Origin of the sequence: Actinoplanes sp. NPDC049681 (genome assembly GCF_044465265.1) — a bacterium.
Classification (GTDB): Bacteria; Actinomycetota; Actinomycetes; order Mycobacteriales; family Micromonosporaceae; genus Actinoplanes.
Genome location: NZ_JBITLP010000001.1, coordinates 987424 through 1000307, shown reverse-complemented (window position 1 = coordinate 1000307; position 12884 = coordinate 987424). Strand labels below are relative to the sequence as shown.

The following is a 12884-nucleotide window of genomic DNA, read 5'->3' as shown; positions in this document are numbered from 1 at the left end:
TCAGTCGATGGTGGTGCCGGGGGCGACGTGCGCGTACTTCGTGCCGCCGAGCCGGTCCAGGTGGCCGTCGGAGATCTGGGCGCCGGTCGGGTTGAGCAGGGCGTCGTGCAGCGCGTACGCCCGCCCCGGCCGTACCGCACGGACGAAGTCGATCGCCTCGCTGAGCTTCATCCAGGGCGCGTTGAGGGGAACGAAGAGGGTGTCGACCTCCGCCTCGGGGACGGTGAACGAGTCGCCCGGCGTGTACACCGAGCGGGTGCCGTCCGAGACGAGGTAGCCCAGGTTGGCGATGCGCGGGATGTCCTCGTGGATCACCGCGTGCGCGCCCCCGTACGCCCGGACCGTGAAGCCCGCCGCCGTGAACTCGCCGCCCGGCTCGACGGTCGTGACGGCGTCGGCGAAGGCGGTCAGCTTCGGCAGGACGTCGGCGTGGGCGTACACCCTCGTCTGCGGCCGGCGGCCCAGGGCCTCGGCCAGGCCGTCCACGTCAACGTGGTCGAAGTGCTCATGGGTGACGAGTACGGCGTCCGCCCCGTCCAGGGCCGACCGTTCGCTGAACGCCCCCGGATCGACCACCAGGACGCCGTCGCCCTCGATACGTAGGCAGGAATGCGTGAACTTCGTGACGCGCACGGGTCTCCTCCGCTGCCGAATCGTGACCACCCACCCCGCAGTCTGCCGGAACCGGCGTGCGCGCGCCGCACGTCCCAGGCTGCAGACCTTCACGGGGACAGGAGATATCACCATGGCTGTTGCGGGTTCGACGAATATCAGATCGGTACATGGCGCGCGGCACCGGGTCGTCCTCGGCGCCTGTGCCCTCGGGCTCGCCGCCGCGACGGCGCTGGCCGGTTGCAGCGCCGACAGCAGCGCCGACCGCGGCGACTCGGTCGCGAGCGGCGGCGGCAAGGAAGCCGTCGCGCCGGCCGAACAGGCCGGCGCGGCCGACCAGGCAGCCCCGAATCAGGCGCAGGGCAAGGACACCGCCGCCCGGGGCCCCGACCTCCACGTCGACCAGCGGTCGATCGTCTACACCGGCTCGATCACCGTACGCGTCGACAACGTGAACATGGCCGCCGCGAAGGTCACCGGCATCGTGGCCGCCGCCGGTGGGTTCATCGGCGGCGACAAGCGCAGCAGCTCCGGCCAGGACGGGCCCTCCGATGCCACGCTGACGCTGCGGGTGCCGGCGGACAAATTCACCTCTGTGGTGGATCAGCTTGCCGGGCTCGGCCACGAGGAGCAGCGCGGCATCAACACCGAGGACGTCACCGAGGAGACCGTCGACCTCGACGCCCGCATCGCGACGCAACAGGCCCGGGTCGCCAGCGGCCGCAAGCTCCTGGCCCAGGCGAAGTCCCTCGAGGACCTCGTGATGCTCGAGCGCGAGGTGGCGACGCGGGAGTCGGATCTCGCCTCGCTGGAGGCGAAGAAGCGCCGCCTCGCCGACCTCACCGCACTCTCCACCATCACCGCCGTGCTGCTCGACCCCGAGGCCGAGGCGAAGCCGGCGGACGACGGGCCGGCCGGCTTCCTGGCCGGGCTGACCAACGGCTGGCACGGCCTGCTGGCGTCGCTGGGCGTGGTCGCGACCGTGCTCGGCTGGCTGCTGCCGTGGCTGCTGGTGCTCGGCCTGCCGGCCTGGGGCGTCCTCTGGTATGTGCGTCGCAACCGCCGCCCGGCCCCGACTCCGGCCCCCGCGGATCAGCAGGGCTGAGGAGTAGCCGCCCTGGTCGTCAGAACGCGCCGGTCGCGATGGCGGCCAGGGCGGTGTGCACCATGACGCGTACGCCGTAGCCGATACAGCGCTCGTCCACGTCGAAGTTGCTCTGGTGCAGGTCGAACTTGGTCTCGGCGCCGGGCGTGCCGGTGCCCAGGCGGATCATCGCGCCGGGCACCTGCTCCAGGTAGAACGCGAAGTCCTCGCCGCCCATGCTGATCTCGGCCTCGACGACGCGGTCGGCGCCCAGGGCCGCCCCGGCGGCGCCCGCGATGACCGCGGAGGCCATCCGGTCGTTGATGACCGGCGGGACGCCGCGGTTGTACTGCACCTCGGCCTCGGCACCGGTGGCCGCGATGACGTCGCGGATCAGCTTGGTGATGAGCTCGGGCGCGTCCCGCCACGCATCCCGGTTGAGGATGCGGACCGTGCCCAGCACCTCGCCCTCGCCCGGGATGGCGTTGAACGCCTCGCCGGCGTTCACCGCGCCCCAGACCAGGGACACCCCGGCGCGGGGGTCGACGCGGCGGTCCAGCAGCGCCGGCACGTCCACGATCACCCGGCCGAGGGCGTGCACCAGGTCGGCGGTGAGGTGCGGCCGGGCGGTGTGGCCGCCGGGGCCGGTGAGGCGTACGCGGATCGTGTCGGCGGCCGCGGTGAACGGCCCCGAGCGGACGCCCACCAGGCCGGCCGGGAGCTGCGGGTAGCAGTGCAGCGCGAAGATGGCCGCGACGTCCTTGAGCGCACCGGTCGCGATCACCTCGGGGGCGCCTGACGGCACGTACTCCTCGGCCGGTTGGAAGACCAGCCGCACCCGGCCGGGCAGCTCGCCCTGCTCGTTGAGCTGGGCGAGGGCCAGGCCGAGCCCGAGCAGCACCGTGGTGTGCACGTCGTGGCCGCACGCGTGCGCCACCTTCTCGACCGTCGAGCGGTACGGCACGTCCTTGGTGTCCTGCAGCGGCAGCGCGTCCAGGTCGGCGCGGAAGGCGATCACCCGGTCGCCCTGGCCGATGTCGCAGATCAGACCGTTGCCCTTGGGCAGGAGCTGGGGGCTCAGCCCCGCCACGGCGAGCTCGCGGGCGATCAACGCGGCGGTCTCGAACTCCGCGTTGGAGGGCTCGGGGTGCGCGTGGATGTGACGGCGGATGGCAACCAGCTCGGCACCCCGGGCGGCGAGCCAGCGGTCCAGCTGGCCGGGCAGGGGTTCGGCCCCGGGTGGCGGTCCCGGGAAGGTCGCCGTCTCAGCGCCTCCGGGCGCCGTCAGTGCACTCGTCACGTCGATGTCTCTATCGCTCTCGGTGTTTGGTCCGGTTTCCGCAACGGGCGACAGCCTAGACCCATTTTGGTGACGCTGTGCAACGTCATTCCCGTATTGACGGGATCGCGGACTGTCACGAAAGCCCTGATAGGAGCGATCTCCGGGCGGCATCCGTCTACCACCTCCTACAACGGGTTACGAATCGCGGAGGTGACGCGGTTCAAATCCTCGTGCGGTCAGAAATGTTCCACCGGGTGGTGAACACCCCAGACGCCGCGCAGCGTGTGACAGACCTCTCCCACCGTGGCACGGCGGCGCAAGGCCTCCCGCATGGGAGGCAGCACGTTGTCCGTACCCTCGGCGGCCTTGCGCAAATCGGCCAGGGCGGCATCGACCGCCGCACCGTCCCGCTCCGCCCGCAGGGTGGCCAGCCGCGCGGCCTGATCCGCCTCGATCTTCGGGTCGACCCGCAGCGGCTCGTACTTCTCCTCCTCGTCGGCGCTGAAGCGGTTGACGCCGACCACGACCCGCTCGCCGCCGTCGATCTCCTGGGAGATCCGGTACGCCGAAGCCTCGATCTCCTGCTTCTGGAAGCCCTGCTCGATCGCGTCGACCGCGGAGCCGTACGAGAAGACCCGCTCGATGAGCGCGGTCGCCGCCGCCTCGACCTCGTCGGTCATGGCCTCGATGACGTACGAGCCGGCGAACGGGTCCACGGTGTCGACCAGCCCGCTCTCGTACGCAAGCACCTGCTGGGTCCGCAGCGCCAGCCGCGCCGACTTCTCCGTGGGCAGCGCGATGGCCTCGTCGTACGCGTTGGTGTGCAGCGACTGGGTGCCGCCGGCGATCGCGCCGAGGGCCTGCACGGCGACGCGTACGAGATTGACCTCGGGCTGTTGCGCGGTGAGCTGGACGCCCGCCGTCTGGGTGTGGAAGCGCAGCATGTGGGACTTCGGGTTCTTGGCGCCGAAGTCGTCACGCATGATCCGCGCCCACATCCGCCGGGCCGCGCGGAACTTCGCGATCTCCTCCAGCAGCGTGGTGCGTGCGACGAAGAAGAACGACAGGCGTGGGGCGAAGTCGTCGACCGCGAGGCCGGCGGCGATCGCGGCGCGGACGTACTCGATGCCGTTGGCCAGGGTGAACGCGATCTCCTGCGCGGGCGACGCGCCGGCCTCGGCCATGTGGTAGCCGGAGATCGAGATCGTGTTCCACTTCGGGATCTCCGTGCGGCAGTACGCGAACGTGTCCGCGACCAGCCGCAGCGACGGCTTGGGCGGGAAGATGTACGTCCCCCGGGCGATGTACTCCTTGAGGATGTCGTTCTGGATCGTGCCCTGCAGGGCCGACCCGGGCACGCCCTGCTCCTCGGCGACCAGCTGGTAGAGCAGCAGCAGGACCGAGCCCGGAGCGTTGATCGTCATCGACGTGGACACCTTGTCCAGCGGGATGTCGTGGAAGAGCCGGCGCATGTCGTCGAGCGAGTCGATGGCGACGCCGACCTTGCCGACCTCGCCGTGGGCGATCGGCTCGTCGGAGTCGTAGCCCATCTGGGTGGGCAGGTCGAAGGCGACGGAGAGGCCCATCGTCCCGGCCTTGAGCAGCTGGTGGTAGCGGGCGTTGGACTCCGCCGCGGTGCCGAAGCCCGCGTACTGGCGCATCGTCCACGGCCGCTTGGTGTACATCGTCGGGTAGACGCCGCGGGTGTACGGATACTCGCCGGGCCGGCCCAGCCGCTCGCCGATGTCCTCGGGCAGGTCGCCGCTGTCATAGACCGGCTTGATCTCGAACCCCGATTCTGCGTTCACAGGGCGATCCTAAGGCGTCGTTCAGCTCGCGTCAGGTCCGAGGGATTTTGCCCCCAGCGTCCGAAAAGTTCCACTCTGCGCGACGCCCTCGTGACGCACGGTCGAGATCCAGAGAACACCGGGCGACCCGCTTTTCGAATGGGGGTGCAACGCGGCAAGATAGCGGGGTTGGCCGACCGCCCCCTAACCCCCTTCGGTGGCATCTCACGTGACTCAGATTCCGACGTGGAGCAGTGGCAACACGGCTCCGACCAGCGGACGCGCAGCCCCGGGCACGCTCATCGGCGGGCGTTACACGCTCCGCGCCGCGGTCGGACACGGCGGCATGGGCACGGTCTGGCGTGCCGCCGACACCCTGCTGCGGCGCGACGTGGCGATCAAAGAGGTCATCCTCCCGCCCGGTCTGGCCCCCACCGACCGCGACGCCATGTACGAGCGCACGATGCGCGAGGCCCGCGCCGCCGCGGCCCTGCAGCATCCGGCCGTCGTCCAGGTATACGACGTCGTGCACGAGAACGGCCGGCCGTGGATCGTCATGGAGCTGCTCGAGGCTCGCAGCCTCGCGGACATGGTGATCGAGGACGGCCCGGTCGCCCCGCGCGTGGTCGCGAAGATCGGCATCGCCCTGCTGGGCGCCCTCGAGGTGGCCCACGCGCACGGCGTCCTGCACCGCGACGTCAAGCCGGCCAACGTGCTGATCTGCACGGACGGCCGCTGCGTGCTCACCGACTTCGGCGTCGCCCGGATGCCCACCGACGTGCAGCTCACCACGCCCGGCATGGTGCTGGGCTCACCGCACTTCATCTCCCCCGAGCGGGCCATGGGCAGCGACTTCGGGCCACCCAGCGACCTGTTCTCGCTCGGCGTCACCCTCTACACCGCGATCGAGGGCCGGCCGCCGTTCGACAAGGGCGACCCCATCGAGACCATGCACGCGGTCGTCGAGGACCCGCCCACCCCGGCGGTGCGCGCGGGCTCGCTGACCCCGGTGCTCATGGGCCTGCTCGAGAAGGACCCGGCCCGCCGCTTCGACGTGCAGACCGCGCGCACCATGCTTCGCCAGCAGCTCGCCGGCCCGCTGGCCAGCAAGGCGCCGCCGCACCTGATGACGGATCCCTATTCGGTGGTGCCGTCGCAGCGGCCGCCGGCCGCGGAGACCCAGCCGATCCCGCCGCAGCCCAGCGGGCAGATCGGCGGCCGCGCCATGCTGGCACCGGGCGACTCGCTCTCCGGCCATCTGGCCAAGCTCAAGCAGGGCGGCAAACGCCGGGCGGAGACCCCCGCGGCGGCCGACCAGCCGACCGGCAACTACCCGCCCCCGGCAAGCCCGGCGCCGACGAGCCCGTCGCCCATGAGCCAGGACGGCGACCGCACCAGCATGATCCCGCCCTCGGCCGGTGGGGACACCACCGGCGTGCTGCCGCCGCGGCGGCAGTGGGACGGCGCCCGCGCGGCCCGAGAGCCCATGGCCGGCGGTGCCGGCACCGTGGTGATGAGCCCCGGAGCCAAGCGCAAAGCCGTGATCGACAAGGCCGTCACCACCGTCCGCGAGGCCACCGGCAAAGCCGTCACGACGGTGAAGGGATGGCCGCGCAACACCCAGATCGCCGCCGCGGGCGGGGTCGCGGTGCTGCTGGTGCTCGCCATCGTGCTCACCTTCTCGGGCGGCGACGACTCGGCCAAGACGCCCGTGGCCGCAGGTGGCCGGCAGGGCGGCGGCACCCCGGCGGCCGCCTTCCCGACGGTGGCCTACAAGGGCCGCGGGACGAGCGTGTCGGTGCCCAAGGGCTGGAAGAAGCAGAGCGGCGGCAGCTGGGTCGACTACGTGGACCCCGGCGCCGAGCGCAAGGTGCGGCTCCTGGTCGAGTCGGGCCGGGGCACGCCGCAGGGCTTCCTCAAGATCGCCGAGGGCAACCTGAAGAAGAAGGGCTCGAGCTGCCCGAAGCCGTACGCGCAGGTCGGCCTCACCGACCGGACCATCGCCGGCAAGGCGGGCGCGGTCCTCGAGTACACGTGCTCCGACACCCGGCACGGGCTCTGGGGCGCCATCATCCAGGACGGCAAGGCGTACTCGTTCTACATGACCAGCACCGAGCAGCAGTTCGCCGACAGCAAGCCGATCTTCGAGGAACTGGTCCGGACCTTCACCCTCGACGCCGGCTAGAGACCCCGGCCGTGCTATCCACTGAGCATGGCAACAACTGACGACCTCCGCACGCTGGCCGAGACCTGGCTGGCAGACGACCCCGACCCGGCGGGCCGCGACGAGATCCGTGCGCTGCTGGACCGGCTCCCGGACAGCGCCGCCGAACTCGCCGACCGGTTCGCCGGCCCGCTCACCTTCGGCACGGCCGGGCTGCGCGGCCGGCTGCGCGCCGGCCCGAACGGCATGAACCTCGCGGTGGTCACCCGCGCGGCCGCCGGCCTGATCGGCTGGCTGGCCGCCCAGGGCGGCGAGGGACCACTGATCATCGGGTACGACGCCCGGCACGGCTCCAAGGACTTCGCCGAGCAGACCGCGCGGGTGGCCACCGCCGCCGGCCGCGAGGCGCTCCTGCTGCCGCGCCCGCTGCCGACGCCGGTGCTGGCGTACGCGGTGCGCAAGCTGGACGCGGTCGCCGGCGTCATGGTCACCGCCAGCCACAACCCGCCGCAGGACAACGGCTACAAGGTCTACCTGGGCGCGCAGCTCGGCGGGCCGGCCGGCGCCGGGGCGCAGATCGTCCCGCCCGCCGACGCGGGCATCGAGGCGGCCATCCAGGCCGTCGGGACGCTGGCGGAGGTCAAGCTCGGCGAGCCGGGCACGGTCCTCGGCGAGGAGATCGTCCAGGGGTACGTCGAGAGCGCGGCGGCCGTCGTCGCGGGTGGCCCCCGCGGGCTCAAGGTCGCGTACACGCCGCTGCACGGGGTGGGCGGCGAGGTGCTGGCTGCCGCGTTCACCGCCGCCGGTTTCGACGCGCCGGCCGTGGTGGCCGAGCAGGCCGAGCCGGACCCGGAGTTCCCGACGGTGGCGTTCCCGAACCCGGAGGAACCGGGCGCGATGGACCTGCTGCTGGCCCTTGCCACCGAGCAGGGCGCGGACATCGCCATCGCCAACGATCCCGACGCCGACCGCTGCGCCGTGGCGATCCCGGCCGGCGACGACGGCTGGCGGCCCCTGCGCGGCGATGAGCTGGGCGTCCTGCTGGCCGACCACCTGATCCGCCGCGGCACGCCGGGCACGTTCGCCACCACGATCGTCTCGTCGACCCAGATGAAGGCGCTCTGCGCGGCCCGGGACACCCCGTACGCGGAGACGCTCACCGGCTTCAAGTGGATCGTCCGGGGCGCCGAGGAGCTGGCGTTCGGCTACGAGGAGGCGCTGGGCTACTGCGTGGCCCCCGACCTGGTCCGCGACAAGGACGGCATCACGGCCGCGCTGACCGTCGCCGAGCTGGCCGCCACGCTCAAGGCCGAGGGCAAGTCGCTGCGGGACCGGCTGGACGAGCTGGACACCGAGCTCGGCGTCCACCGCACGGACCAGGTTTCGGTACGGGTCGACGACCTCGCCGAGATCACCCGCGCGATGGCGCACGTACGCGCGAACCCGCCGGCCACCCTGCTCGGCCAGCCCGTCACCGAGGTCGAGGACCGGGCACCGGCCGCCGACGTGCTGACCCTGCGTACGGCGGGTGCCCGCGTCGTGATCCGCCCGTCGGGCACGGAGCCGAAGCTCAAGGCGTACCTGGAAGTGGTGGAGCCGGTCCGGGCCGGCAAGCTGGTCGACGCGCAGTTCCGGTCCGGGACCGGAATGGCCCAGCTCCGCAGGGAGGTCTCCGCGGCGCTGGGCCTCTGAGCGGGCCTCAGACCACCTTCGGGGCGCCCAGGGCGGCCGAGATCGCGCGGCTCAGCGTCGCCACCACCAGGGCGACGCTGGGGCGCACGATCGAGTCCTCCAGGTTGGCGCCGCCGGCGAACCCGGCCCCGCTCGCGATCTCCTCGAGCCGTTCGTGGGCGCGGGCCTGCTCCTCCGGGGGCAGCCGCAGCGCCGGCTCCATCCGGGTCGCGACCAGCAGCGTCGCCAGGGCCGCGGTCCGCTCGTCCGGAACCGCGTCGGTGATCAGCGCGTCGGCGAGCCGCTTACGGATCTCCGCCTCGTACGCCGGGTCGGTCGTCGGGTAGCGGTGCACGTGGATGGCACCCATCTGGGTCTCGTCGACGTCACGGATCACGCCGCGGGCGACGAGATCCTCGAGGACCCGCTCACGCAGCCGGTGGCGCAGGCGCTGCACCCACTGCGCGGGCGTGTGCGGGTCGTCCGCGGCGGCCTTGGCGAGCACCAGGTCGGCGATGGGCTCCCCGGTGGGGGTGGCGTCGTTGACCACGATGTTGCCCGCGACGTAGGCGATCCGGCCGGCCAGCGCGAGGTCGACCAGCACCGCCGCGGCCATGCCGAGGTCGAGTCCGATGCGGGAACCGGTCGCCTTGCCGGTCTGGTCGTCATACGCGAGGAGAAGGAGCTCCTCAGCGAGCGCGATGGAGGTCATGCCGGAAACGATAGTGGCCGGTGTCACCGTGGCAACTTCCCGAGGTCCGCCGAACGGGCTACTTCCCTGCATCGAGCATCCGATCGACCAGCCGGGCGGCGGCGTGACCGTCGTCGAGGTCGCACGCCTTGGCGGCGAAGGCCCGGTAGCGGTCGGCGTACTTCGGCGCGAAGGAGTCGACGTCGCGGATCGCGGCGATGACCTCCTCCGACGTGGCGAGCAGCGGACCCGGCGCCTCGGCCTCGAAGTCGAAGTAGAAGCCCCGCAGCTCGTCGCGGTAGTGCGCCAGGTCGTACGTGAAGAACAGCATCGGCCGGCCGGTGTTGGCGAAGTCGAACATCACCGAGGAGTAGTCGGTGATGAGGATGTCGGCGGCGGCCAGCAGGTCGGCCATGTCCGGGTACGCCGACACGTCGTAGACGAACCCGTCGCCGTCACCGGGGATCTCGTCGAGCACGTTGGGGTGGCGGCGCACCAGCAACGCGTGGTCCTCGCCCAGCTTCGCCGCCGCGTCGCGGACGTCCAGCTGCATCGAGATCTGGTAGCCGCCGCCGCTGTAGTCGTCGTCGCGCCACGTGGGGGCGTACAGGACGAGCTTGCGCCCGGCCGGCACCCCGACCGCGGCCCGGACCCGCGCGGCGATCTCGTCGCGGTCGCGGAAGAGCGCGTCGTTGCGCGGGTAGCCGATCTCCAGCAGCTCGCCGTCGTACCGGAAGGCGCGGCGCAGGATCGGCGAGCTGAAGCTGTTCGGCGAGACGAGCATGCTCCAGTTCGGCGCCTCCTGCTCCAGCTTCTCGAGGTAGCGCTGGTCGGTGAAGCGCACGTCGGCGATGTCGAAGCCGATCCGCTTCAGCGGCGTCCCATGCCAGGTCTGCACCACGACCTGTCCCTCGCGGCGCCGGAACCACTCCGGCAGGTGCTGGTTGGTGACGATGTAGCGGGCGGTGGCCAGCGCCTCGTACCAGCGCCGGCTCCACAGCGGCACGGTGTCGGCGGTGTGCGGCACCGGCGCCTGCCCGTCCACCGAGACCCACAGGTGCTCCAGCGGCAGACCCCGCGCGAGAAGCTCCTCGTGGACCGCGCGCGGGCTGTCCGAATACTGGCGCCCGGTGAAGCTGTTGTAGAGCACGACGTCGCGCAGCGGATTCTCGCGGCTCGCCGGATAGTGCTGGGTACGCAGCCGCGCCTGGTTGCCGCGGCCGCGCTCCTCATCGTCTAGCGCGGACCGTACGCGCAGCACCACCCGCTCGTCGGTCAGCCACTCCAGCGAGACCCGCGGCGCGTCCCCGGCCAGCGGCAACGGCAGGCTCGCCAGGGCCGCCGCGGTGGCGGGCAACGGCTCGATCGGGTCCTTACCGATGCGGAACAGCACGTTCCAGGTTCCGGACCGCATCCGTACGGTGGTGCCGAAGCTCTCCACGGCCACCGGGTCCACGTCGGCGTACCAGGTGTCGCCGTCCCGGCGTACCGGGAAGGTCTTGGTCTCCCGGGCATTCCCCGGCCGCAGGACCAGCTTGAAGTCGCCTTCGACGCCGTTCAGCCGGCCGGTGAAGCGGTACTGGCGCTCGGCAGTGCTGACACCGGTGAGCACCGGCCCGCTCGGCAGCGCCACGAGCACCGGTTCGCCGGACGGGCGGGCATGCACGTGAACGGTGCGCATGCCGACGTCGATCGGGTTCCAGTCACCGTCGTCGGCGAGCGCGACGGGCAGCTCGCCCTTGCGCTTCGTCCCGGTGGCCAGCTTGATCGTCCAGCGGTCCGCCGGCTCGCCGATCCGCAGCCGCGGGAGCGGCGCCGACTCGGGCTGAAGATCGGCGACCGGCACGCGGAAGGTGAACCGGTCCCCGTCGAGCTCCAGCGGGCACCGGCGCCACACCAGGCCCTCCACCCGGGACAGGATCGCGGTCGCCGGCGCGGCGCCCCGCACGGTGCCGGTGAAGACCATGCTGTCGCCGTCACGCCGGACGCTGTCCAGCGTCGCCCCGACCCGCTCCACCCGCAGGCGCAACCGGCCGGCGGCCACGAACGGCGTGATCCGCACGTCGCCCGACCGGTACGCGGGCAGCGGCAACGGGTTCGCCGGCTGCCCCATCTCCAGCGAGCCCTTGCTCTTGGTGCCCAGCCCCACCACGCCGACGACCACGGACCACTCGCCGTCGTGCCACTCGCCCTCGGGGGTGCGCAGCGCCTGGGCGTCGATCACCGCCTCGAAGCCGGACCAGTCGTACGAGGTCCGCGCCGAGCCGTGGTCGGCCGTCGCGTCGACGCACCGCCGGTTGACCAGCGGGGTACGCCGGGTACGCCGGCCGCCGGTCTCCTTCAGCCAGATCAGGCGCGACGTGCTCCACGGGCGCGCGGAGGACTGGCCGGGGATGAACGCGTGCCCGCGGATCCGCAGCTTGCCGTCCTGCCACGAGACCTCGTGCACCTTGGTCCGCGGGCGCGGGGTACCGGCGGCGAACAGCTCCGGCGGCAGCTGCGGCAGCTTCTGGTGGAACAGGTCCATGTCGTGGTAGCGGCGCAGCCCGCGACGGGCGATCCGGCGCTGCTTGCGCAGCACGGGCAGCAGCTCGAGAAGCTCCGGCATCATCCGCTGCCGCACGAGGGTCCACAGCACCCGCTGCAGGGTCGGCAGTTCGAGGATCGCCTCCGGGTCGACGGTGTCGAGGTACGCGTTCGTACGCTCCAGGAACACCTCGCGATACTCGTCGTCGACGCGCGGCAGCACCCGCAGGAAGAGCATCAGGTCGCTCTTGAGGACGGACTCGTCGTACAGGCGCTTGAGTTCGTGATGGCCCGCGCCGCCCAGCACCCGGCTCACGCCCCAGCAGTTCTCCAGCCGGTCGATGAAGGCCTGGATCTCCTCGCGGCGCTGGGTGATCGACTTGTCCGGCCCCTCCCGCTCCCGCCAGTAGTAGACCGGCACGTCCAGCACGTCGACCGACTTGGCGAGCACGTGCGCCGGAACGGTGACGGGGATGTCCTCGTACAGGACGCCCTCGGGGAACTCGAACTCGTGCTCGTCCCAGAAGCTGCGGCGGTAGACCTTGTTCCAGGCGGTCCGGTCACCCAGGAGGACGGGCAGCTGGCTGACATGGGTACGCAGCTTCGTGGCGGCGAACGGGGCCTTGTGCATCGCGGACTGGCTCAGGCCCTTGCTGTTGAGCCGCAGCACGTTCGCGCACGAGAAGTCGGAACCGGTCTTCTCCAGGCTGCCCACGAGCAGCTCCGCCGCGTACGGCGGCAGCACGTCGTCGCTGTCGACGAACATCAGGTAGTCGCCGGTGGCGTGCGTGGTGCCGGTGTTGCGGGCCGCGCCGAGCCCGGCGTTCGCCTTGCGGACCAGCCGGAACCGTGGGTCCCGATCCGCGAAGCGCTGCGCGATGGCCGCGCTCTCGTCGGTCGAACCATCGTCGACCATGATCACTTCCAGGGCATCCCGATACTGTCCGGCGAGCGACTCGAGACACTCGTCGAGATAGGGGGCCACGTTGTAAATGGGCACGACGACGCTGAGAACCGGGCTTGCCATCAGGGCAGGATAGGGCAGCGCGTTTCGGGCCCGTTCGCAC

The 12884-nt window shown here is 71.8% G+C and carries 8 protein-coding genes; 3 read left to right on the top strand and 5 right to left on the bottom strand.

Going from position 1 to position 12884, the window contains the following annotated elements:
- A complete protein-coding gene (locus ACIBO8_RS04590; RefSeq protein ID WP_396113668.1) occupies positions 1-633 on the bottom strand; it encodes an MBL fold metallo-hydrolase in 633 nt (210 codons plus the stop codon).
- A gap of 112 nt (positions 634-745) precedes the next feature.
- Here ACIBO8_RS04590 and ACIBO8_RS04585 point away from each other — a divergent pair, with 112 nt between their 5' ends.
- Positions 746-1717 carry a DUF4349 domain-containing protein gene (locus tag ACIBO8_RS04585; RefSeq protein WP_396113667.1) on the top strand — a complete coding sequence of 324 codons (972 nt, stop codon included), beginning with the start codon at positions 746-748 and terminating at the stop codon, positions 1715-1717.
- Between the two features lie 19 nt (positions 1718-1736).
- Here the strand turns inward: ACIBO8_RS04585 and ACIBO8_RS04580 are convergent, their stop codons facing one another.
- Together ACIBO8_RS04580 and ACIBO8_RS04575 are read right to left on the bottom strand one after the other, a co-directional pair.
- Complete coding sequence (locus ACIBO8_RS04580; protein WP_396113666.1) at positions 1737-2996, bottom strand: amidohydrolase; 1260 nt, start codon at positions 2994-2996, stop codon at positions 1737-1739.
- 218 nt (positions 2997-3214) lie between these two features.
- Complete coding sequence (locus ACIBO8_RS04575) at positions 3215-4786, bottom strand: methylmalonyl-CoA mutase (RefSeq protein WP_396113665.1); 1572 nt, start codon at positions 4784-4786, stop codon at positions 3215-3217.
- A gap of 208 nt (positions 4787-4994) precedes the next feature.
- Here ACIBO8_RS04575 and ACIBO8_RS04570 point away from each other — a divergent pair, with 208 nt between their 5' ends.
- A complete protein-coding gene (locus ACIBO8_RS04570) occupies positions 4995-6950 on the top strand; it encodes a serine/threonine-protein kinase (RefSeq protein WP_396113663.1) in 1956 nt (651 codons plus the stop codon).
- A 27-nt stretch (positions 6951-6977) separates the two neighbouring features.
- The gene (locus tag ACIBO8_RS04565; RefSeq protein ID WP_396113662.1) at positions 6978-8621 is read left to right on the top strand and encodes a phospho-sugar mutase; all 1644 of its coding nucleotides are present in this window, start codon (positions 6978-6980) and stop codon (positions 8619-8621) included.
- 7 nt (positions 8622-8628) lie between these two features.
- On the opposite strand, the gene ACIBO8_RS04560 is transcribed toward ACIBO8_RS04565, so the two are convergent.
- The gene (locus ACIBO8_RS04560) at positions 8629-9312 is read right to left on the bottom strand and encodes a GPP34 family phosphoprotein (RefSeq protein ID WP_396113661.1); all 684 of its coding nucleotides are present in this window, start codon (positions 9310-9312) and stop codon (positions 8629-8631) included.
- Between the two features lie 58 nt (positions 9313-9370).
- A complete protein-coding gene (locus ACIBO8_RS04555; RefSeq protein WP_396113660.1) occupies positions 9371-12844 on the bottom strand; it encodes a CDP-glycerol glycerophosphotransferase family protein in 3474 nt (1157 codons plus the stop codon).
- Between the last annotated feature and the right edge of the window lie 40 nt (positions 12845-12884).